This window comes from Micromonospora sp. NPDC051543, assembly GCF_044454415.1.
Classification (GTDB): domain Bacteria; phylum Actinomycetota; class Actinomycetes; order Mycobacteriales; family Micromonosporaceae; genus Micromonospora.
The window spans coordinates 396724-419363 of sequence record NZ_JBITDT010000001.1 but is presented as its reverse complement, the minus strand read 5'-3'; the positions used below and the strand labels follow the sequence as shown (position 1 = coordinate 419363).

At 71.1% G+C, this 22640-nt stretch carries 19 protein-coding genes; 13 read left to right on the top strand and 6 right to left on the bottom strand.

Translation table 11 applies throughout. The features are described from left to right. The first annotated feature begins 51 nt into the window (after nucleotides 1-51). Both ACIA3K_RS02015 and ACIA3K_RS02010 read left to right on the top strand, forming a co-directional pair. Nucleotides 52-612: an NADPH-dependent FMN reductase gene (locus ACIA3K_RS02015; RefSeq protein ID WP_396798508.1), complete on the top strand. Its 561-nt coding sequence runs from the start codon at nucleotides 52-54 to the stop codon at nucleotides 610-612. Nucleotides 613-705: 93 nt separating this feature from the next. Further along, entirely contained in the window at nucleotides 706-1995 is a 1290-nt protein-coding gene (locus ACIA3K_RS02010) for an MFS transporter (RefSeq protein WP_396798506.1), read from the top strand. A gap of 19 nt (nucleotides 1996-2014) precedes the next feature. Here the strand turns inward: ACIA3K_RS02010 and ACIA3K_RS02005 are convergent, their stop codons facing one another. Next, entirely contained in the window at nucleotides 2015-2500 is a 486-nt protein-coding gene (locus tag ACIA3K_RS02005; protein WP_396798505.1) for a GNAT family N-acetyltransferase, read from the bottom strand. A 53-nt stretch (nucleotides 2501-2553) separates the two neighbouring features. Beyond that, nucleotides 2554-3621: a LacI family DNA-binding transcriptional regulator gene (locus tag ACIA3K_RS02000; RefSeq protein ID WP_396798504.1), complete on the bottom strand. Its 1068-nt coding sequence runs from the start codon at nucleotides 3619-3621 to the stop codon at nucleotides 2554-2556. 93 nt (nucleotides 3622-3714) lie between these two features. Here ACIA3K_RS02000 and ACIA3K_RS01995 point away from each other — a divergent pair, with 93 nt between their 5' ends. From ACIA3K_RS01995 to ACIA3K_RS01950, 10 genes are all read left to right on the top strand, one after another. Further along, a complete protein-coding gene (locus tag ACIA3K_RS01995) occupies nucleotides 3715-4431 on the top strand; it encodes a cupin domain-containing protein (RefSeq protein WP_396798503.1) in 717 nt (238 codons plus the stop codon). 264 nt (nucleotides 4432-4695) lie between these two features. Beyond that, complete coding sequence (locus ACIA3K_RS01990; RefSeq protein ID WP_396798502.1) at nucleotides 4696-5685, top strand: ABC transporter permease; 990 nt, start codon at nucleotides 4696-4698, stop codon at nucleotides 5683-5685. A gap of 23 nt (nucleotides 5686-5708) precedes the next feature. Then, nucleotides 5709-6713, top strand: coding sequence for an ABC transporter substrate-binding protein (locus tag ACIA3K_RS01985; RefSeq protein ID WP_396798500.1), 1005 nt, complete (start codon nucleotides 5709-5711; stop codon nucleotides 6711-6713). 43 nt (nucleotides 6714-6756) lie between these two features. Further along, nucleotides 6757-7512 carry an ABC transporter ATP-binding protein gene (locus ACIA3K_RS01980; RefSeq protein WP_396798803.1) on the top strand — a complete coding sequence of 252 codons (756 nt, stop codon included), beginning with the start codon at nucleotides 6757-6759 and terminating at the stop codon, nucleotides 7510-7512. Between the two features lie 27 nt (nucleotides 7513-7539). Next, nucleotides 7540-8691: a Gfo/Idh/MocA family protein gene (locus tag ACIA3K_RS01975; RefSeq protein WP_396798498.1), complete on the top strand. Its 1152-nt coding sequence runs from the start codon at nucleotides 7540-7542 to the stop codon at nucleotides 8689-8691. After that, on the top strand, nucleotides 8688-9842 hold the full coding sequence (locus ACIA3K_RS01970) for a dihydrodipicolinate synthase family protein (RefSeq protein ID WP_396798496.1): 1155 nt from the start codon (nucleotides 8688-8690) through the stop codon (nucleotides 9840-9842). The genes ACIA3K_RS01975 and ACIA3K_RS01970 overlap by 4 nt, the downstream gene beginning before the upstream one ends. 116 nt (nucleotides 9843-9958) lie before the next feature. Then, entirely contained in the window at nucleotides 9959-10762 is an 804-nt protein-coding gene (locus ACIA3K_RS01965; RefSeq protein ID WP_396798494.1) for a sugar phosphate isomerase/epimerase family protein, read from the top strand. Nucleotides 10763-10809: 47 nt separating this feature from the next. Next, nucleotides 10810-11781 carry an acyltransferase domain-containing protein gene (locus ACIA3K_RS01960; protein WP_396798493.1) on the top strand — a complete coding sequence of 324 codons (972 nt, stop codon included), beginning with the start codon at nucleotides 10810-10812 and terminating at the stop codon, nucleotides 11779-11781. Between the two features lie 4 nt (nucleotides 11782-11785). Beyond that, on the top strand, nucleotides 11786-12430 hold the full coding sequence (locus ACIA3K_RS01955) for a hypothetical protein (RefSeq protein ID WP_396798491.1): 645 nt from the start codon (nucleotides 11786-11788) through the stop codon (nucleotides 12428-12430). Between the two features lie 192 nt (nucleotides 12431-12622). Beyond that, nucleotides 12623-15697, top strand: a complete 3075-nt coding sequence (locus ACIA3K_RS01950) for a S8 family serine peptidase (RefSeq protein WP_396798490.1) — start codon at nucleotides 12623-12625, stop codon at nucleotides 15695-15697. 49 nt (nucleotides 15698-15746) lie between these two features. On the opposite strand, the gene ACIA3K_RS01945 is transcribed toward ACIA3K_RS01950, so the two are convergent. Continuing rightward, complete coding sequence (locus ACIA3K_RS01945) at nucleotides 15747-16508, bottom strand: hypothetical protein (protein ID WP_396798489.1); 762 nt, start codon at nucleotides 16506-16508, stop codon at nucleotides 15747-15749. Nucleotides 16509-16617: 109 nt separating this feature from the next. After that, the gene (locus ACIA3K_RS01940; RefSeq protein ID WP_396798487.1) at nucleotides 16618-18177 is read right to left on the bottom strand and encodes an acetolactate synthase large subunit; all 1560 of its coding nucleotides are present in this window, start codon (nucleotides 18175-18177) and stop codon (nucleotides 16618-16620) included. A gap of 111 nt (nucleotides 18178-18288) precedes the next feature. Here ACIA3K_RS01940 and ACIA3K_RS01935 point away from each other — a divergent pair, with 111 nt between their 5' ends. Then, on the top strand, nucleotides 18289-18816 hold the full coding sequence (locus ACIA3K_RS01935; protein ID WP_396798486.1) for a hypothetical protein: 528 nt from the start codon (nucleotides 18289-18291) through the stop codon (nucleotides 18814-18816). 58 nt (nucleotides 18817-18874) lie between these two features. Here ACIA3K_RS01935 and ACIA3K_RS01930 read toward each other — a convergent pair whose 3' ends face one another. Together ACIA3K_RS01930 and ACIA3K_RS01925 are read right to left on the bottom strand one after the other, a co-directional pair. Further along, the gene (locus tag ACIA3K_RS01930; RefSeq protein WP_396798484.1) at nucleotides 18875-18997 is read right to left on the bottom strand and encodes a hypothetical protein; all 123 of its coding nucleotides are present in this window, start codon (nucleotides 18995-18997) and stop codon (nucleotides 18875-18877) included. Nucleotides 18998-19080: 83 nt separating this feature from the next. Further along, nucleotides 19081-22545, bottom strand: coding sequence for a ThuA domain-containing protein (locus ACIA3K_RS01925; RefSeq protein WP_396798482.1), 3465 nt, complete (start codon nucleotides 22543-22545; stop codon nucleotides 19081-19083). Nucleotides 22546-22640 lie beyond the last annotated feature (95 nt).

The following is a 22640-nucleotide window of genomic DNA, read 5'->3' as shown; positions in this document are numbered from 1 at the left end:
GCAGCGGCTAGCGTTCCGGCGGTCAGATTCGGACTACTGAAAGGCGCAGCCATGACCAGGATCGGGATCATCCTCGGAAGCACCCGCCCGGGGCGCAACGGCGGAGCCGTCGCCCGCTGGGTCCACGAGATCGCCCAGCAGCGCACCGACGCGCAGTTCGAGCTGATCGACCTGCTCGACTACAAGCTGCCGCACCTCGACGAGGCGATGCCGCCGGCGATGGGCCAGTACAGCCAGCCCCACACGGTGCGCTGGGCCGAGACCATCGCGTCGTTCGACGGCTTCGTGATGGTGACGCCCGAGTACAACCACTCGACCTCCGGCGCGCTGAAGAACGCCATCGACTTCCTCTACAACGAGTGGAACAACAAGGCCGTCGGGTTCGTCAGCTACGGCTCCCTCGGTGGCGCCCGCGCCGTCGAGCACCTGCGCCTGATCGCCGGTGAGCTGCAGATGGCCGACGTGCGCTCGCAGGTCGCGCTCTCGCTCTACACCGACTTCGAGAACTTCAGCACCTTCAAGCCCGGCGACCAGCACCTGTCGGCGCTGACCACCACCCTCGACCAGGTCGTGGCCTGGAGCACCGCGCTCGCGCCGCTGCGCCAGGGCTGACCCTTTCGGGTACGCCTCGAGACGGCCGCGGGACTCGCTCCTGCGGCCGTCCGCGTACCCACCGCCGTGGTCGAGCACGATAACCTCGGCGGGATGAGCGCAGAGCCTCGTGGCGGCCGGGCCCCACTGTGGCGCGACCGTGCCTTCGGCACGTACTGGATCGCCCAGACGCTCTCCGCGGCCGGCAACGCGTTCGCCTACCTGGCGGTGCCGCTGCTGGTCCTCGAAGCGACCGGATCGGTCGCGCAGATGGGCCTGCTCACCGCCGTCGGGGGCGCCGCGTCGGTGATCGCCGGTGTCTTCGGCGGGGTGCTGGTCGACAGGTACGACCGGCGTCGGCTGATGATCGTCGCGGACCTGGTCCGGTTGGTCCTCTTCGGTCTCGTGCCGCTCGTCTGGCTCATCAGCCCACAGGTCTGGCTGCTCTTCGTCGTGCTGCCGATCTGCGCGGCGGCCGGCATGCTGTTCCAGGTCGCCGCGGTGACCGCCGTCCGCAACCTCGTCGACGCCGACCGGATCACCGAGGCCAACGGCCGGCTCCAGGCGACGTTCGCGGTGACCGCCGTCCTCGGGCCGCTGCTCGCCGGTGTGGTGTCGGCCCGCTTCGGCCCGGCGGTCGCCATCGCCGTCAACGCCGCCAGCTTCGCCCTCTCGGCCGTTGGCCTGCGGCTGATCCGCTTGCGCACCGCCCAGCCCGCCGACACCGCGCCGATGGCCCGGGAACGCCCGCTGGTCGAGTTCCTGGCCGGCGCGCGGTTCCTGTGGCGGCAGCCCGTGCTCCGCGCGCTGACCGTCCTGCTGTCGGTGTTCATCTTCCTGACCTACGGCTTCACCGACGTGCTGATCTACCACGTGACACACGACCTCGGCGGCACCGAGGGGACGGTCGGCACCGTCCTCGGCCTGGCGGCCCTGGGCACGGTCGCCGGGGCGCTGCTGGTAGCGCCGCTGCGTCGGCGACGCGGATTCGGCGCCACCTGGATCGGCGCGCACGCGATCTGCGGGTTCGCGGTGGCGGGCGTCGGCGTCGCGACGACCGTGCCGACGGTCACCGCCCTGACCGCCGTCTACCTGTGCTGCGTCAGTGTCGGCGGGATCTGCTCGATGTCACTGCGCCAGGAGATCACCCCCGACTACCTGCTCGGCCGAGTCACCTCGGCGTTCTGGAGCACGCACTACGCCCTCGGCCCGGCCGGCGCGGCCATCCTGACCTGGGCCGCCGGCCGGTACGGCGTACCGACGGTGGCGCTCGTGGCCGGCGTCGGCTGCCTGCTGGTCGCGGTCGGCGGGCTGTTCACCCCGATCCGCCGCGCGGGCGCCGAACCGGCGTCCACCGCACCGGGACTCGGGCCGGCCCCGGCCGTGGGCGCGACCGGCGGCTGAGGCACCGCAGGGCGGGGAGTCAGAACTCCCGGTACATGACGTGCAGGCCGACCCGCCCGAGGGTCCGGTGGTGGAACGCGCCGGGCACGGTGCCGACCACCTCGAAGCCCTCCCGCCGGTACAGCTCGACGGCCGTCCGGTTCGTCTCCACCACGGCGTTGAACTGCATCCCGGCGTACCCCGCGAGGCGGGCCCAGGTCAGAGCGTCGCGGCACAGCGCGGTGCCCACGCCCCGGCCGCGGGCGTCGGCGGCCACCAGGAAGCTGGCGGTGCTGACGTGCGCGCCCGGCCCGGGACGGTTGGCCCCCATCTTCGCGCTGCCCAGCACCCGATCACCGTCGGTCGCGACGACGGTCCGTCCGGGTGGGGCCTCCACCCAGAGGGCGTACGCCTGCTGCGCGGTCATCCCCGGGTCGTAGGCGAAGGTCTCCTGCGCCCGGACCACGTCCTCGATGATCGGCCACACCTGCGGCCAGTCCTGGTCGGCGAACGCACGAATCAACACCGGCGCAGGCTACGCAGGACACGCTGGCGGGGACAACGGGATTTGCGGGCCTGTCACGAGGCGGCGTTGGCCCGCCGGGCGCGGGGTGTCGTCCTGGCGCGTGGTGGACCCGGCGCCGGCCCGGCGGTGTCGCGCCGGATCAGCTCGGCCGGCAGCACCTCGACCCGGGGGGCCGGCGCCGCCGCGCCGAGCACCAGCGACATGGCCCGGACCCCCATGTCGACGAGGGGGAGCCGCACCGTGGTCAACGCGGGTGTGACGTCGCGGGCGATCGGCATGTCGTCGAAGCCCATGACGGAGATCCGTGCCGGTACGGCGAGCGAGCGGGCCCGCAGGGTGGCGAGGGCGCCGATGGCCATCGAGTCGTTGAGCGCCACGATGGCGGTCAGCTCCGGATCCGAGTCGAGCAGCCGGGCGGTGGCCTCCGCGCCGCCGTCCCGGTCGAACTCGGCGTACCGGATGCGCCGCTCGGGCAGGTCGAGGTCGTGCTCGGCCAGGGCCTGTCGGAGCCCCGCCAGCCGGTCGGTGGTGGTGGTGAGGATGCGCGGGCCGGCGACCACGCCGATCGCCCGGTGGCCCAGCGCGCAGAGTTCACGGCCGGCGAGGTGACCGCCGGCCCGGTTGTCCGGCATGACCGCGTCGCCGGAGTGCTCGTGGCGGCCGATGACCGCGACCCGCCCCCCGGTCGCCTCGTACGCGGCGAGCTTCTCGTTGAGCTGCCGGGTGAAGGCGTCGTCGTGATAGCCGGACCCGGCCAGGATCAGCGCCGCCACCTGGTGGCCGCGCAGCAGCTCCACGTACTCCAGCTCGCGGTCCGGGTCGCGGTAGCTGTTGCAGATCATCAGCAGCCGGCCCTGGTCGGTGGCGACGCGTTGCAGGCCGCGGGTGATCTCGGCGAAGTACGGGTCGGAGACGTCGTGCACGATCACGCCGACCGCGCTGCGGTGCGAGCGGGCCAGCAGTTGGGCGTGCGCGTTCGGCACGTACTGCAACTCGGCGACGGCCGCGAGCACCCGCTCGCGCAGCTCGTCGGTGACCGGCTTGCTGCTGCCGTTGATGACGCGCGAGGCCGTGGCGGGTGAGACGCCCGCGCGCCGCGCCACGTCGGACAGGGTCGCCATGGCCCGCCCCCTCGGTCTGTTGACGGCGTTTCGCCGCGCCGGCTAGCGTCACCGTACCGCAGAGAAAGCCCTTTCCCGCAGGGAGGCCCGGCCATGTCGGAACGCTTCGCGGCGCTGCCCGGCGGTATCGGAGTGTCCCGGCTGCGCGTCTACGACACGGCGGCGCCGGACGGCGTGGTCGGCGGCACCCCGCACGTGCACCTGTGCTGCACCGAGGGGTACGTGGTGACCGGCGGCGAGGGCGCGGTGCAGACCCTCGGCAGCGAGGGCTTCCGGGAGACCCCGCTGCGGGCGGGCACAGTGGTCTGGTTCGAGCCGGGCACCGTGCACCGCCTGGTGAACGGCGGCGGTCTGTCCATCGTGGTGCTCATGCAGAACAGCGGCCTGCCCGAGGCCGGCGACGCGGTCCTGACCTTCCCGCCCGAGGTGCTGGCCGACCCCGAGGCGTACGCGGAAGCCGCGGCGCTGCCGGACGGGGGAGCGCCGGGGGTGGACGTGCGGAGCGCGTACCGTCGACGGGACCTCGCCGTTACCGGCTTCCAGGCGCTGCGGGCCGGCGGTCCGGCGGCGCTGGCGGCCTTCCACGCGGCGGCGGTGGCGCTGCGCCGGCCGCTGCTGACGGCCTGGCGGCGGCGGTGGGCGGACGGTGCGGGTCGGGCGGCGGCCGACACCGGCGCCCAGTTGGACGCCCTGGAGCGGGACGACTCCGGATATCTGGGTGAGGCCGGCGTGTACGCGGTGGACGCTCCCGTCGAGCGCGGCCGGTTGGGGATGTGCGGCCTGCTCGACACCTATCCGGCTGCCGGCTGACGCGACGAGTCCAGCTCGGACCGTCAGGGTGATGATCCACCCCGGGTGCGGGGAAGCCGTGCTGTACGGGGCTCAGGTAGGGCCCGGTTTGCGGTAAGCCGACCGTGCGTGACGCCACCAGCTGGCGGTCCCGCTGGCGTCGAATAGATCGAGGAAAGGCCTTGCCTGCTGTCTGGAGGCCGCCTACGCTCCCAGGAAAGCGTTTGCCTGACCCGCCGACCGGCCCTGCTCCCGGGTGCCGCGCCGGGCCCCGAGGAGGTTCACGTGACTGAGAACTCTTTGGACACGGCAGGCCGGCACGCCGCCGACCAGGCGAGCGGTGAGCGGAGAGCGGAGTCCGCCGCCACCGCCGACTCCTCGCCCGGATCGGCCGACGCTCCGGTCCGCGTCGAAAGTGGGCTTGGATCCGGAGAGGCGGGTCCGACGCCGGACGACGGTGACCGGTCACCCCGACGCACGCTCGGCCGCCGTGCGGCGGCGGTCGCCGACTCGCTCTGGCGGCCGGCGCTCGTGCTGGCCGCCTTCGTCCTCGCCTGGTGGTTCGTCGCCGCCCGGGAGTACGTGCCGAACTACCTCGTGCCCACCCCCGGTCAGGTCTGGACCACGATGACCGACCAGTGGTCCGAGTTGGCCCGACACACCCTGGTCACCCTCTACGAGACCGTGCTCGGCTTCGTCCTGGCCGCCGCGCTGGGGCTGGCCACCGCCGTCGCCATCGCCTACTCGCGCACCCTGGACAAGGCGCTCTACCCGATCGTCCTGTTCGCACAGGTCATCCCGAAGATCGCCATCGCGCCGCTACTGGTTGTCTGGTTCGGTCTCGGCCTCACTCCGAAGATCATCCTGGCGGTGCTCATCGCGTTCTTCCCGGTGGTCATCTCCGGCGTCGCCGGCCTGCGTTCGACCGACCCGGAACTGCTCGACCTCTCCGCCACGATGGGCGCTGGGCCCTGGCGGACCTTCCGCAAGATCCGCTTCCCGAACGCGTTGCCGCACCTCATGGCCGGCCTGAAGGTGGCGGTCACCCTCGCGGTGGTCGGCGCCGTGGTCGGCGAGTTCGTCGGCGCCAGCGAAGGGCTCGGCTACGTCCTGTTGCTGGCCAACGGCAACCTCGACGCCCCGCTGCTGTTCGCCGACCTGATCCTGATGTCCGCCATCGGCATCGTCCTGTTCGTCCTGGTCGAGATCGCCGAGGCGCTGCTCATCCCGTGGCACGCCAGCCGTCGCGCCGGCGTGTCCCTCACCACCTCCTGACCGACCCCATCACGGAGGCACCGATGAAGCGCACCGCCACCACCATCCTGGCCACCGCCGCCCTGTTGCTCGCCGCCGCCGGCTGCGGCGGCTCGGACTCCGCCGGCAAGACCGGCGCCGACGGAAAAAAGCAGGTCACCCTCACCCTCAACTGGGTGCCGTACGGCGAGCACGCGCCCTTCTACTACGGCCTGCAGAAGGGCTACTACTCCGCCGAGGGCATCGACCTGAAGATCCTGCCCGGCAACGGGTCCGGCAACACCGTCAAGCAGGTCGCCCAGAAACAGACCGACTTCGGCTGGGCCGACAGTCCCGTCCTGCTGAAGTCGGTGGCCAGCGGGATGCCGGTGCGCAGCCTCGGCGCGTACCTGGAGAAGGGCCCGTCCTCGGTGGAGTTCTTCACCGAGAAGAACATCAGGACACCGGCCGACCTCAAGGGCAAGACCGTCGGCGGCACACCCGGCGACGCCCTCTACGCGACCTTCCCGGCCTGGCTGGAGAAGAACGGCCTCAAGAAGGACGACGTCAAGGTGGTCAACGTGGACGCCGCCGGCAAGATCGCCGCGCTGGCCGAGGGCAAGGTCGACGCCATCATGGGCTTCTTCCACGACCAGGCGCCCACCATCGAGAGCAAGACCGGCAAGAAAGTCGACGTGCTGCTCTTCGCCGACTACGGGATGAACCTGCTCGGCACCGGCCTGATCGCCAACACCCAGACCCTGCAGAAGGACCCGGAGCTGGCCCGCAAGTTCGTCCGGGCCACCCAGAAGTCCTGGGCCGACGCGGCGCGCGACCCGGCCGGCGCGGTGAGCGCCATGGTCGCGCTCGCCGAGAACGAGCCCGCCCCCGAGGTGCTCACCAAGCAGCTCACCCTCAACCTGCCGCTGCTCGGCGGCGACGGTCCGGCCGGGGTGAACACCGAAGCCCAGTGGTCGGAGACCATCGACCTGATGGCCCGCTACGCGGAGCTGAAGGATCCGGGCGCGCCGAACGCGTACTGGGACTCGTCGTACGCGGCCAAGGGGTGACGAGGTGAGCGCCGCGCCGGCGACCACCGGCACCGCCATCGGGATGTCCGGGGTGACCGTCCGGTTCACCACCCGACGTTCGCGGACCACCGCCCTCGACGACGTGTCCCTGCACATCGAGCCGGGCGAGTTCGTCACCATCGTCGGTCCGTCCGGCTGCGGCAAGTCCACCCTGCTGAAGATCGTCGCCGGACTGGTGAAGCCCACCAGCGGCGAGGTCTCACTGCTGCGACAGCCGGTGCGCGGCCCGCAGAAGGAGATCGGCTTCGTCTTCCAGAAGGCCGCGCTGCTCCAGTGGCGTGGCGCGCGGGCCAACATCCTGCTCCAGGCCGAGATGCGCGGCATGGACCGGGCGCGGGCAGCCCGTCGGGCGGACGAGCTGATCGAGATGACCGGGCTGACCGGCTTCGAGAAGGCGCTGCCGCACGAGCTGTCCGGCGGTATGCAGCAGCGGGTGGCGCTCTGCCGCGCGCTGCTGCACGCCCCACCGGTGCTGCTCATGGACGAACCGTTCGGCGCCCTGGACGCGCTGACCCGCGAGCAGATGAACGCCGAGCTGCACCGCATCTGGCGGGAGACCGGCACCACGGTGGTGCTGGTCACCCACTCCATCGCCGAGGCGGTCTTTCTCGGCACCCGGGTCGTGGTGATGAGCGCCCGGCCCGGCCGGATCATCCGCGCCTTCGACGTCGAGCTGCCGGCGCACCGCGACTACGCGCAGGTGATGTCGGACGCCCGCTTCGACCGGCTCGCCACCGAACTGCGCGGACTGCTCGGCAGCGCGGCCGCCAACCACTGAACGACCAGCACGACGAAGGGGACCACCATGACCCGCAGGTCGATCGGCATCATCGTCAACGGCGTGACCGGACGGATGGGCTACCGCCAGCACCTCGTCCGGTCCCTGCTGGCCATCCGCGAGTCCGGCGGCGTGGCGTTGGCCGACGGCACGACCATCTGGCCGGAACCGGTCCTGGTGGGGCGCAACGAGACCAAGCTCCGCGAACTCGCCGGGCGGCACGGCCTCACCGACTGGACCACCGACCTGACCGCCGCGCTGGCCCGCGACGACGTCGAGATCTACTTCGACGCACTGGTCACCCAGCAGCGGGAGAAGGCGATCCGCCAGGCGATCGAGGCCGGCAAGCACATCTACACGGAGAAGCCGCTCGCCGAGGACACCGCCGCCGCGCTCGACCTGGCCCGCGCCGCCGACGCGGCCGGTGTCCGCACCGGCGTCGTGCAGGACAAGCTGTTCCTGCCCGGGCTGCGCAAACTCAAGCGGCTCGTCGACGGCGGTTTCTTCGGTCGGATCCTCTCGGTGCGCGGCGAGTTCGGCTACTGGGTCTTCGAGGGTGACTGGCAGCCGGCCCAGCGTCCCTCGTGGAACTACCGAGCCGAGGCCGGCGGCGGCATCACCTCCGACATGTTCCCGCACTGGCACTACGTGCTTCAGGAGCTGTTCGGCCGGGTCACCGCGGTCACCTGTGTGACCGCCACCCACGTGCCCGAGCGGTTCGACGAGGACGGCCGCGCGTACGCCGCCACCGCCGACGACGCCGCGTACGCCATCTTCGAACTCGACGGCGGCGTGATCGCGCAGATCAACTCGTCGTGGGGTGTGCGGGTGTACCGCGACGAGCTGGTGGAGTTCCAGGTCGACGGCACCGAGGGCAGCGCCGTCGCCGGGCTGCGGCACTGCCGGGTGCAGCACCGGGCGGTCACCCCGAAACCGGTGTGGAACCCGGACCTGCCGGTCACCGAGGACTTCCGCGCCCAGTGGACCGAGGTGCCCGACAACGAGGAGTTCGACAACGGCTTCAAGGTGCAGTGGGAGGCGTTCCTGCGGCACGTCGTGGCCGGCGAGCCGTTCCAATGGGACTTCCTGGCCGGCGCGCGCGGCGTGCAGCTCGCCGAGCTGGGGCTGCGCGCGGCCCGCGAGGGCGTCCGCGTCGAGGTTCCGGAGCTGCACCCGTGAACGCCGTCGACGTGGCGCTGCCGGGCGGCCGGCGTCACCGGCTCACCGGGGCCGGCGGATTCGCCCGCCCGGCCGCGCCGGCGACCAGCCGGATCGCGTACGCCGCCGCGCACGTGGTCGCCGATCCGGGCGCGGAGAACGTACCGGGCGCCCCGGCGACGGTGGACTGGGACGCCACCCTCGCGTTCCGGCGGCACCTGTGGTCGTACGGGCTGGGTGTCGCCGAGGCGATGGACACCGCCCAGCGGGGGATGGGGCTGGACTATCCGGCGACCCGGGAGCTGGTCCGGCGCAGCGCCGCCGAGGCCCGGGCCGTGGGCGGGCGGATCGTCGCCGGTGTCGGCACCGACCAGCTCCCGGCCGGCCCGGCCAGCCTGGCCGAGGTCACCGCCGCGTACCGCGAGCAGCTCGACGACGTCCGCGCCGCCGGCGCGCGGCCGGTGCTGATGTGCAGCCGGCACCTGGCCGCCACCGCCCGCGACGCCGAGGACTACCTACGGGTGTACGACGAGCTGCTGACCGCCGCCGGCGAGCCGGTCGTGCTGCACTGGCTGGGCCCGATGTTCGACCCGGCGCTGACCGGCTACTGGGGGTCGGTCGACCTGGACCTGGCCGCCGATACGGTGGTCGAGCTGGTCAAGGCCCACCAGTCGACGGTGGACGGCATCAAGGTGTCGCTGCTCGACGCCGACCGGGAGGTGGCGTTACGGCGTCGACTGCCGGCCGGGGTACGCCTCTACACCGGCGACGACTTCCACTACCCGGAGCTGATCCGGGGCGACGAGGTGGGCCACTCCGACGCGCTGCTCGGCGTGTTCGCGGCCATCGCGCCGGCCGCCGCCGCCGCGCTGGATGCTCTCGACCGGGGTGACCTGACGTCGTACGACGAGATCTTCGCGCCGACCGTGCCGCTGGCCCGGCACCTGTTCGCGGCGCCGACCTGGCACTACAAGACGGGCATCGTGTTCCTGGCGTGGCTGGCCGGGCACCAGGACCACTTCACGATGGTCGGCGGCGCGCAGTCCGGCCGGTCCCCGGCGCACCTGGCGACCCTGCTCACCCTCGCCGACGCCGCCGGGCTGCTGCCCGACGCGGAGCTGGCCGCCGCCCGCGCACGGGCGTTCTTCACCGTCGCGGGGGTGGTCCAGTGAGCGCGAGGAGTGAGCCGGTTTTGCGAGCCCCGCAGTCGCGAACGGAGAGCAGCCCAGTGAGCGCGAGGAGTGAGCCGGTTTTGCGAGCCCCGCAGTCGCGAACGGAGAGCAGTCCAGTGAGTCTCGCGCGGTTCTCGTTCAACCAGGCCACCGCGCAGCGCTGGCCGCTGCCCGACGTGGTCGCCGGCTGTGTGACGGCCGGCGTGCCGGGCATCGGACTGTGGCGGGAGCCGGTGGCCGAGTACGGGTTGGCCCGCTCGGCGAAGCTGGTCCGCGACGCGGGCCTCACCGTCACGTCGCTGTGCCGGGGCGGGTTCTTTACCGCCGACGACTGGCGTGCGGAGAACCTGCGGGCCATCGAGGAGGCCGCCGCGCTGGGCGCACCCGAGCTGGTGCTCGTCTCCGGCGGACTGCCGGCGGGCAGTCGCGACGTCGACGATGCCCGCCGTCGGGTCGCCGACGCGATCGGCGAGCTGGCGCCGGACGCGGCGGCGGCCGGCGTCCGGCTGGCGATCGAACCGCTGCACCCGATGTTCGCCGCCGACCGCTGTGTGATCGCCACCCTCGGTCAGGCGCTCGACATCGCCGAGCGATTCGATCCGGCGGTGGTCGGGGTGGTCGTCGACGCGTACCACGTGTGGTGGGACGACACCGTGTACGCGCAGATCGCCCGGGCCGGCACGCGGATCGCGGCGTTCCAGGTCTGCGACTGGGTTACACCGCTGCCGGAGGGCGTGCTGCTCGGCCGGGCGCTGCCCGGCGACGGGTGCATCGAGCTGCGGCGGCTGCGCGAGGCGGTGGACGCGGCTGGCTACCGCGGTCCGATCGAGGTGGAGGTCTTCTCCGCCGAGGTCTGGGCGCGGCCGGGCGCGCAGGTGCTGGACGCGGCGATCGCCGGCTATCTGCGCCATGTCGTCTGACCGGCGCGGGGCGCAGCGGAACGCCGAGCGGCGGTAGGGTCGTCGGCGTGGATCTGGAGGAGACCGCGGCCCTGCTCGGGGTGCCCGTCGAGGCTGTCGAGCGGGTGCACTGGCTGGCCGGCGACCGGCCCTCGGCCCCCCTGCCCGCCAAGGCCGACGCGCCGGCGATCCTCGACCGGCTCGCGGTGCCGTCCGACGACGCCACCGAGATCATGGCGGGCTGGCCGGACGACTCCTCGCCACTGTGGACGCCGGAGCTGCGCTGGCTGCTCGACCGTTCGATCGCGCTGGTCCGCGCGGATCTCGGCGGGTACGTCTGGCTGCCGCCCGGCCCGGAGCTGCCGCGCGACCGTGGTCTGGCCTGGCGGCATCTCTACGTGTACGCGTACCTCGCGCTGGTCGAGGTCGTCCGGGGCTACCACCGTGACCACGGCGTTCCCGACGCCGTCTCCTGGTCGACGCTCGCCGACCTGGGCCGTAACCTCGCCGTCGACCGGCGGATGCGCGGCGAGGGTTGGCCGGTCATGCAGAGCTGGTTGACGCTGCACGTGCGCGGCGCGGTCTACGAGTTGGGCCGGTTGCAGCACCATCGCGGCGACGGCGCCATCGGCCTGCACATCCCCGACGCGGGGCCGCTGACGCCGGAGGCGGTCTCGGCGTCGCTCGACGAGGGTCGCGCCTTCTTCCCGCGGCACTTCCCGGACGAGAGCTACACGGCGTTCTCCTGCGGCTCGTGGCTGCTCGATCCCCAGCTGGGGGAATACCTGCCCGAGGACTCGAACATCATCCGGTTCCAGCGACGGTTCGAGCTGGAGCCCTACGAGGAGCCGGAGGGGCTGGACGCCGACGTCGAGGTGCTGCGGTTCGTGTTCCGTACCCTGAGCACGCCGCTCGACGAGCTGCCGCGCCGTACCGCCCTGCAACGCGCGATCGTCGACCACCTGTCGGCCGGCCGGCACTGGCAGTGGCGTCAGGGCCGCTTCCCGATCGACGCGACCCACCGGCCGTACCTACCCTGATCCGATGCTGGCCACCGAAGCCCCGAAGATCACGGACTGGATGCAGGCGTGGGGGAGCCTGGCCGGGTTGGTCATGTCGACCTTTGCCGTCGTCTTCACCGGTCTGCTGTTCCGTCACGAGACCCGGGTCCGTCGGGAGGAGCAGGAGAGCCGCGAGGCGGCGCAGGCCCGCCTGGTCATCCCGGTACTGACCCGCGATGACGACGAGAGCGACGGCGTCGTGGTCCGGCGCGACCCGACCGAGGCGACGGTGACCCTCGTCAACCACAGCGCCGCGCCCATCTTCGACGTCCATGTCGACGTGGCCTGGCAGGAATCGTTCCGCTGGCCCGGACGTCGTCGAGAGATGCGGGGCACCGTGATCGCGAACGGGGGCAGACGCTTCGCCGTGGTGGAGAGGTCCGAGGCGGTGCGCTTCGATTTGACCGGCACTGCCGCGTACATGGGGCAGGCGAGGATCCGCTTCACCGACGCGGCCGGGCTGGTGTGGGAGCGGACGGGTCTGGGGTCGCCGGTCCGCTACACCCCGCCGGAGAGCACTCTGGGCAGGGCGTTCCGGCTGTTGCCCTGGGTGCTCCTGGTGATCTACGTGGTGCTTCCCGCGATCGTCATCGCCGCTGTCTTCGCCGTGGTGCGGCTCTGGCCGTAGCCGGTGATTGTCCCTCACCTGCGGCGAAAAAACATGATCTAGGCACGGGTGAAACATCATGATCTTATCTGCGTCATGATCCGTAACACCGATCGAATCCTCGATTAACCGTCGAGGGCTTAGGTGGGGGAGCGCTCCCATGCGGGTCGCGGTTGACGAGGAGCTCCACACAGGGGCGATGGAAGGAGTCTCGTGTCCACACGCACGAGCGGAAGAAATCTGCGAAGACTGGCGATACCGACGCTGGTCGCAGCGATGCTCGCCGGCACGACCGGTGTCGCGGGATCAGCGTCGGCAGCGCCGGGCGACCGGTCGGCCAGCGGCGGGGTCGGCTACTTCACCAAGGGATCTGACCGGCGCACCACGCTGACCGACGGCGCCGATCGTCGCGCCGACGCCGACGGGACCAGCCCGAAGACCGCCGTGGACGCCAACGGCTCGGGCGTCTACGTCGTCGAGCTGGCCGAGGCGCCACTGACCACGTACGTCGGCGGGACGTCCGGGCTCGCGCGGACCCGCCCCGCGCCGGGCGCCCGCCTGGACGTGACGTCGGCGCCGTCGCAGGCGTACCGCCGGCACCTCGACGCGCAGCGATCCGCCGTCGCCGGCGCGGCCGGCGTCCAGGTGAAGGCCGCGTACACCGCCGCCTTCAACGGGTTCTCGGCGACGCTGACCGCCAAGCAGGCGACCGCGCTGCGGGCCGACAAGCGCGTCCGCGCCGTCACCGCCGCACGGGCGCTGGGCACCCGATCGGCGATGCCGCTCGCGGCCGCCCCGAGCGCCCCCGCCGCCGGTACGCCGACCTCCTCGGCGGCCGCCGCGTCCACGACGGACGCGGCCGCGAAGCCGGCCAAGCCGGTCAAGCCCGGCCCGGCCACCGGCGCGGGCATGGTCGTCGGCGTCCTGGACACCGGCATCTGGCCGGAGAGCGCGTCGTTCGCCAAGAAGATGCCGGCGCCCAAGACGTGGCACGGCACCTGCCAGACCGGCGTGGCCTTCGTGGCCGAGCACTGCAACGGCAAGATCGTCGGTGCCCGGTACTTCGCCGACACCTGGCTCGCCGGAGGTGGGTCCGTACCCGAGGGTGAGTTCCTGTCGCCCCGCGACGCGGCCGGGCACGGCACCCACACCGCCTCCACGGCAGCCGGTCTGCCGGTGCGGGACGTCACCATCGACGGCCGCTCCTACGGTGCCGTCTCCGGTGTCGCGCCGGACGCCCAGATCGCCGTCTACAAGGTGCTCTGGGGCGGGATGGGCTACGACGCCGACATCATCGCCGGCATCGACGCGGCCGTCTCCGACGGTGTGCAGGTCCTGAACTTCTCCATCGGCAGCGACCTCGGCGACTGGGAGGCCAACACGCCCATCGGCGTCGCCTTCCTCAACGCCACGCTGTCCGGCGTCTTCGTGGCGGCGTCGGCGGGCAACACCGGCATCGTGAGCGGTGCCATCAGCAACGCGGCGCCCTGGGTCACCACGGTGGGCGCGGCGGTGACCAACGCCAACGAGGCGACGGTCAAGCTGGGCGACGGCACGAAGCTGGTCGGCGGCTCACTGGACGCGCTGCCCGGCGACGCCTCGCGGCCGATGGTCTTCGGCGACCAGGCCGGCTCGCTGGAGCAGGGGTCGGCGTACTGCGAACCCGGCAGCCTGGACGCGGCCAAGATCAAGGGCAAGGTGGTCGCCTGCGCGCTGTCGACCCCCTTCAACTCCGCGCTGGAGGTGAAGGAGAAGGGCGGTGCGGCGATGGTGGTGTTCGACCCGAGCGGCAACTACCGCGTCAACTCCATCTACAACTTCCCGGTGGTCTACCTGAACACCGAGAAGCAGGCCGGCACGCTGTTCAACTACCTGATGCGTCACCCCACCGATGCCAAGGTGTCGCTGCGCACCGGTGGCGACGGCTCCAGCGTCCCGGGGATCCCGAGCGTGGCGGACTTCTCCTCCACCGGCCCGGACAAGGTGACCCTGGGCGTCTTCAAGCCGGACCTGGTAGCACCGGGGACGGACATCATCGCCGCGGTCTCACCGTCGGGTAACTTCGGGCGGAGCTACGACGCGTACTCCGGTACCTCGATGGCCTCGCCGTACGTGGCCGGCGCGGCGGCGATCCTGCGCGCCACGCACCCCACGTGGTCGCCGGGGACGGTCGCCTCGGCCCTGCGGACCACCGCCACCGACACCCGGGGCACCACCAACCCGCTGGACCAGGGCAGCGGCTTCATCAACCTGACCGGAGCCAAGGACCCGGGCCTGGTCATCGAGCCGACCGCGGCCGATCTGGTCGAGTTCAGCGAGACGGCCCAGCCCGACGGCAAGGAACTCAACCTGCCGGCCATCTCGCTGCGCGAGTACGACGGCACCCACGCGGTGACCATCAAGCGCACCCTGACCAACGTGGGTACGACGCGGGAGACCTACCGGTCGTCGGTGTCCGGCCTGCCCGGCATGACGGTCACGGTGTCGCCCGCGTCGGTGACGCTCGCGCCCGGCAAGTCCGCGACGGTGTCCATCACGCTGCGCCGGGGCAGCGCCCCCTGGGACCGGTACGTCACCGGGTCGATCACCTGGCGGGGCAAGGTCCACAGTGCCCGGATCCCCGTCGCCGCCCGCCCGTGGGGCATCACCCCCCGGCCGTACGCTGACGACGGCGAGGAGTTCGGCCGGATGACCAGCGGCTCGTTCGGCTATGCCCAGCCGGGCTTCACCGGCCCGCTCACCGGTCGCAGCACCGGCTACACGCCGATGCTCCGGGAGTCGTACTCGATGCCGGCCGGCGTGTACGGCGGTGTGTTCGACCCGAGCGCGTCCGGCGTGAAGAAGGTCGACTTCACGGTGCCGGCGAACACCGCCGGCATCATCGTCGAGGCCAACACCGAGGATCCGAACACGAACCTCGACCTGTACCTGTACAAGGGCGACAAGCTCGTCTACAGCAGTGACAGGTACTGGACCAGCGCGGAGCAGGCGTACAAGTTCCTGCCCGAGCCGGGGCGCTACACGGCCTACGTGTTCGCGCAGGTGCCCGGCGGCCCGGTCGTGGACTTCCAGTTGAGCCACGCCATCATCGGCCGCAACGCCACCTACGCGCCGGCGACGCTGACGTTGCCGTCGACGACCGAGCGCGGGATGAGCCTCAACTTCACGTTGAAGCCCAACCGGCCGCTGCCCGAGGGCGACTTCTGGGCGTACACCGAGTACCGCACCAACGGCACGGTCGTTCCCGGCAACCTCGTGAACACCCAGCAGAGTTCCTGGGAGGAGTAGCCGTACAAGCAGTGGGGCGGCGCTGTCGTGCGCCGCCCCACTGGCCTTTCTAGCTCTGCCAGGCGTCGATGACGCGCACACCGTCGCGCATGGTCCGGTCCAGGATGGCGGGATTGCCGCTGCTGCCCTCCCAGCCCTGGTCGTTGAACACCGTCACCACGGTGTCGACCCGAGCCACGGCGATCTGGCTGGAGGTCTCGCCGCCGGTACGCTCGCCGCCCAAGCTGGTGGCGGGCCGCGTATGAGTCACGAGCAACGCCTCGTCCCCGACACCGGTCACCGCCTTGCTCTGGACCGTGACCTTGTTGCCGTCCTGGTCGAAGGACGGGCACGCCCGGACCGCGTCGCCGAGGCGGCGCAGGTAGTCCGCCGCGCCGTCGCCGTCGAAGGTGAAGATGGTCTGGTGGATCATGCCCTGCGGCGTGTTGCTGTCGGGCTCGCCGGCCTTCTTGTACGTCACCGTCATGGCCGCGCTCGCGGTGACCTGTCGACCCCCGGTGCCGAACTCGTTTGCGCACAGCTTCGGCAGGGCCGCGCTGACATCCGTCGTACGGCGGGCAGATTTGCGCAGCTCGGACGGTAGCTCCACGAAGGCCGACGTCGGGATGGTCGTCGGGGCGCTGGCGCTGCCGGACGGCTGGTCGGTCGGACTGGCCGGGGCCGACGTCGTCGCCGCGCTCGACGGCGTCGCGTCGGACCCGTCCTCGGCAGCCGTGCAGGCGGTGCTCAGCGCGACGGTGCCCACCAACGGCAGGATCAGTCCGAACATCCGAGGCGCTCGGACGATCGACGGTAGTGCGTATCGGCTCATGGTTCCCCCTCACCTCGACCTGGGAAGTTCCCCGCCAGCGGCGACCGGAAACGATCAATGTCGCCGTGCCGACACGGTTCGGGCGGTCGCCTCGCGGGACCGGATGCGTCTACGCGGCGGCGGGGATGACGGCCTCGATGAGGTGCGGGCCGTCATGGGCCAGCGCTCGGGAGAGCTGTTCCGCGAGTTGCTCGGCGGTGGTGGCACGACTGGCCGGCATGCCGAAGGCGTTCGCCAGACCCACGAAGTCGATCTGAGGGTTGGCCAGGTCGAACAGCGGGTTTCCGTCCGGGTCGGTGCGACCCGGACGATTACTGAAGTACTCCCACTCCTGGCGCAGAATCGCGTACGCGTGGTTGTTGAGGACCACGTTGGTGATGTTCAACTGTTCGCGGACCTGGGTCCACAGCGCGGTGACGGTGTACATGACGCAGCCGTCGGCCACCAGCGCCAGTACCGGCCGGTCGGGTGCCGCGACGGCGGCACCGACGGCGAGGGGCAGGCCGTCACCCATCGCTCCGCCCGTCTGCATGAGCACGTCGTGGCGCGGTGCGCCGGCGGTGGCGGCAGCCAGGGCGGTGCCGGAGCTGACAGTCTCGTCGATGACGATGGCGCGTTCCGGCAGCAACGCCGCGACGACGTCCGTCCAGTTCTGGAGGGTGAGGTTCCCCTTCGGCAGCGCCGGTCGACGCGGTTCGGTCACCGGGGCGGTCGTTCCCGGTGCCACCAGGTCGGCAAGTCGGTCGAGCGCGGCGACGGCGTCCTGGCCCACCTCGGCCAGGACGTGCGTCTGCGCTCCCTCGGGTACGAGCAGGCTCGGTTGATCGGAGTAGGCGAAGAAGGAGACGGGCGCCTTGGTGCCCGCGACGATGACGTGCCGTATCCCGTGCAGTTGGTCGAGCACCTGATTCGGATAGAAGCCGAGCCGGGGAAACATGGGCAGGCCGGCCCCGCGCTCGACCCGGTTGGAGTACAGCTCCTGGAGCACCCGCGCGCCCGTCGACGCCGCGATACGACCAGCGGCCAACAGACCCGCCTCGCGTAGCGCGGTCCCGCCGATGATCAGGGCGGTGGCCTCCCCGGCACGAAGGACCTCCGCGATCTGCGCGGGCACCTCCTCGCTGACGGTTGGCGCCGAGCGAGGCCCGATCGGCGGTACGGCCGTGCCGCCGTCCGACCACGACACGTCCGCCGGCATGATGACGGTGGCGATCTGACCGGGCGGCTCCAGTACGGCGGCGAGCGTGGCCGCGCCGTCGGTCCCGGCCCCGGCCGCGTCCTCCGGTCGACGGACCGGGCCACGCAGCCATCCGCCCAGGGCGGCGATGTCCGAGTTCAACGGGGGATCAAAGGCGGTGTGGAACGTCGCGTGGTCCCCGACGATGTTGACCACCGGCGAGTTGGCGCGTCGGCTGTTGTGCAGATTCGTGAGCCCGTACGCGAGCCCGGGCCCGAGATGCAGCAGGGTCGCCGCCGGCTTGCCCGCGATACGGGCGTAGCCGTCGGCCGCGCCGGTGACGACGCCCTCGAAGAGGGCGAGCACTCCGCGCAGTTCGGGAACCGACTCCAGCGCCCCGACCAGGTGCAGCTCGGTGGTTCCGGGGTTCGTGAAGAGCACCTCCACCCCGCCGTCGGCCAGCGTCCGCAGCAGTGCTTCCGCGCCGTTCACACACATCACCTCACCGACGGCTGAACTAACAATGCCCCGATCCTAAGGGCGCATTTCGGACTAAAGTGGTGACGCTCGTGAAATAGCTCGATGGGGATCGGGGAACGCGGGATGAAGCAGGGGTACACCGAACGCGACTACCAGGCCCGACGCCTGGACATCGGCGTCGATCGACCGTTCGAGGAGTTCCGGCGGCAGTACGAGCAGGCCGTCCCGCGCTACGACGCCGCGGCGTTCGACGCCCTGGTGGCCCGCGACGCCCCCTGGGACGACGTGCTCGCCCTGATGCGCGAGCGTGCGCCCCACGACTTCCTCATCTACTGGAGCAGTGGCGAGCTGCGGCCGATGATGAGCCTCGCGGGTGACGCCGGCAACGCGGTCGAGTACCTGATGGGCAACCACACCATCGCCGAGAAGATGTACCGGCACGACCCGAGAGCCATACTGTACGCGCCGTTGCGCACGGTGATCGGCGATGTGCCCGACGGCGGGGTGCGGTTCGTGATCGAGCAGCCCAGCTGCACGTTCGGCTCGTTCGGCCTGGACGCGATCCACGAGGTGGGCCTGCAGCTCGACCGCGAGGTCGCCGCCCTCCTGGCACATCTCGAGCTACCCGTACCAGAGGGCCTGTCGAGTTAGCGCTCGCCGGGCCACTCAGGCGTGCGTCTCCGTGACGAAGATGCCTCTACCGGCCCGGTCAGAAGGTCGAATCGGCGGGCGTGCCGAGCCTTGCGAGGTTGAGATCCGGCAACACCTCCAGGTCGTCGTCCGCGCACGACGCCACCGGCCCGAGGCCGCAGATCTTGGACAGTTTCGTCATGAGCTGACGGAAACTGTCCAAGATCTCGACTGTCACAGGCTCCGCGGTGGCGGGCGGGTTGACCCGCCCGAAACCGATTCACATCAGGTGACCGTGACGGTCAGGTTGAGCGAGCGGGTCTCACCCCCGGTGTAGGTGATCGTCACGCGGGCGGTGAAGGTGCCCTTGCGCGCGTAGCTGTGACTTGTCGACCGCAGCGTCGCGCCGTGCGCACCGGTGGTGTTGTCGCCGAAGTCCCACTCGTAATCGGTGATGCTCTGCCCGGACGGCGCGGTCGCGGTGGCGGTCAACGTGGTGGTCAGCGGTGCGGCGCCGCTGGTCGGGTTGGCCGCGATCGCCAGGCTTCCGCCCGGCTCCTGCTTGACGCCGGCGCCGTTGAACCGCATCCAGTCCAACGACATCAGGTCCGGCGTGCCGCCGACCTGCGCGGCGTTGACGAACTTCGCGTACAGGGTGGTGGTGCCGGTCGGCTTGTTGGTCAGCGTGACCGTGGGCGACACCAGGTTGTCCCATCCGCCGGTGGAGCCGACGGTGGCCGTACCGATCAGCGTCCCGGTGGATGAACCGGTTCGCAGCTCGATGGTGCCGCCGAGGCCGCCGTTGGTGACCCCGAGCGTGACCGAGCCGATGTTGCGCAGGTCCACCGGTCCGTACGCCGCCCAGTCGTTGTGGTCGACGTCGCCGAGCCGCTTGCCGGCGCGGGCGGTGGTCCGGTCGTTGACGATCAGGCCGGACTGGGCGCTGAAGTGCTCGGCCTCCTTGCTCTTGGACTGCAACTGGATCCGGGTCGAGCCGGTCAGCGCCGGTACTCCGCCGGCCGCGCCACCGTCGGTGTACTGCGCGGTGATCAGGGTGTAGAGGTTCTGTCCCGGTCCGTGTCCGTCACCGGCGTCGGCTTCGGTGGCCAGCAGCCCCGAGCAGCCGGTGTAGACGTCCAGCGGGTGGGCGTGGGTGTCGTGGCCGAGCTGCGTCTGTACGGTCACCTTCGCGCAGTCGATGGTGGTGTCCTCCGGATCGGTGACCGTCACCGTGTACGGGATCTTGTCGCCGAAGTCGAAGAAGCCGCCGTCGGGCACGGTGACGGTGACCGTCGGCCGGGTGTTGCCGACCACCACGTCGGTGACGGCGGTGGCGGTCAGAGCGTTGCCGCTGTTGCGGACGGTCAGCCGGGCGGTGAACTTCCCGGCGGCCGAGTAGGTGAAGCTCGGGTTGGCGGCGGTGGAGTCGGTGGTGCCGTCGTTGGTGAAGTCCCAGGCGTAGCTGAGGGCGGTGCCGTCGCCGGCCGTCGTGCCGGCCGAGGAGAAGCCGACCGTCAGCGGCGTACGCCCGGTGTCCGGACTGGCGGTGATCTTCGCGGTCGGTGGGCGGCCGTTCGCCACGTAGTCGATCCGGTAGATGCCGGCGCCGGCGTTGCTGCCGCCGCGACCGCTGCCGGTGCCCTCGCCGAAGTCGATGACGTAGAGCGAGCCGTCCGGGCCGAACTCCGCCTCGAAGGGCTGGATCCAGCTCATGTTCTCGAAGATCCCGTTGATCGACTGGAGGTCACCGACGGCGGTGGGGGCGAAACGCGAGTTGCTGAAGGTCTGCGCCGTCTTGTGGATCGAGAGCGTCTTGAACCACCTGCGGGTGAACTCGTACGTGATCCACTTGCCCTCGAAGTACTCGGGGAACTTCGTGGTGCGGGTGTTCGCCGGGTCGAAGTCGTAGACCGGCCCGCTCATCGGGCCGCCGCCGCCGGTGCCCACTTCGGGGAACTGGGTGGAGGCGGAGTACGCGTACCAGACCAGCGCCGGTTTCGCCGCCGGCAGGGTGGTCAGGCCGGTGTTGTTGGGGGAGTTGTTCACCGGCGCCGCGCAGTTGAACTTCGCCCCGGAGGTGCTGGTCGCGAAGTTGTAGTCGTTGAACGGGATGTTGTTGCCCACGCAGTACGGCCAGCCGTAGTTGCCGGCTGCGGTGATGCGGTTGAACTCGACGGTCCCCTCCGGTCCACGGCTCGCATCGGCCGCGCGGGCGTCCGGGCCGTAGTCACCGACCAGCACCGCGTTCGTTCCCGGCTCGATGGTGATCCGGAACGGGTTGCGCATGCCCATCGCGTAGATCTCCGGTCGGGTCCGCGCGGTGCCGGCCGCGAAGAGGTTGCCGCTGGGCACGGTGTACGTGCCGTCGGCCTGCGGGATGATCCGCAGGATCTTGCCGCGCAGGTCGTTGGTGTTGCCGGCGGTGCCCTGGGCGTCCCAGGCGGCCCGCCCGGACTGCTCGTCGATCGGGGTGTAACCGCTGGACGCGAAGGGGTCGGTGTTGTCGCCGATCGCGGCGTACAGGCGACCGGCCGTGTCCATGGCCAGCGATCCGCCCATGTGTGAGTTGGCCCGACCCACGCCCCGGTACGTCGGGACGGTCAGCAGCCGCTTCTCCGAGGAGAGCGCCACGCTGTTGTTCGCCACGGTGAACCGGGACAGGTTGAGCTGTTTGAGGGTCTTGTCGGACCAGAGCAGGTAGACCCAGCCGTTGCTGGCGAAGTCGCGGTCCAGGGTCATCCCGAGCAGCCCGTCGGACTGGTCGGTCATCGCCGAGGTGTACGCGAAGTCGAGCAGCGTGGTGACCTGGAGCGTTTCCGAGTCGACCACCTTGAGCGCACCGGTGCGCTGGATGTAGTAGACCCTGCGGTCCGGCGCGACGGCCAGCTCGAACGGGTCGGCCAGGTTCTCGGTGACCAGCCCGACGCGTTCGAACGTGCCGGTCTTGCTGGCCGAGCAGTCCCCGGCGACCGCGCCCGCGGCCCACTCGATGCCGTAGCGCAGGTGCTCCAGGAACGGGGCGCTGCTGAACTGGGAGCTGGCGTGCCCACCGGCGGTGAACCAGGATCGGCCGCCGTCGTAGCGCTGACACCAGGAGTACGCGTGGTCGACGCCCTCGTCCAGGCCGCTGATCCCGTCACGCACCTTGATCTGCGCGAGGGTGTGCACGTTGCCGGTCGGGTTGGTCCGCCAGTTGTACCACTCCTCGCTCTGCTCCCACAGCTCCGGCAGGTTGCGGGTGGAGGGGTGGGCGCGGTCGAGGACCTTCACCCGCCCGGGGTACGTGCCGCCGGTGGCCGAGAAGTCCGGGTGGTAGTCGAAGATGGTGCCGACCAGGCCCTCGTACCAGGACCAGTCACGTTCGCTGGCCGAGGCGGCGTGCAGGCCGGCCCAGCCGCCGCCGTTGCGGATGAACGTCTGCAACGCCGCGCGCTGGCTGGCGTTGAGCAGGTCGCCCGAGGCCGGGGTGGAGTTGGTGTTGTTGAAGACCAGGGCGTCGAAGGTGGCGAGGTTGGCGTCGGTGAAGGCGGCCGCGTCGGTGGTGGCGACGACCTCGAAGTTTCCGGTGGCGCCGAGCTGCTGGATCGCGGCGACGCCGGCCGGGATCGAGTCGTGGTAGAAGTTGGTGATCTTCGAGAAGACCAGCACCCGGAAGCGCGGGGCGGCCTCGGCGGGCAGGGCGGTGGTGGTGCTCAGGACGGTGGCGACGGTGAGCAGGGCGAGGCAGATCGCGCGCAGGTGTTTGGGCATGGGGGCGCTCCCTGTCGGACGGTGAGGGTCGGAAAGCGCTTTCTCGCTGCCGCATCAACGTACTGACGCGCAGTTACGAACGTCAATAGAGCAGA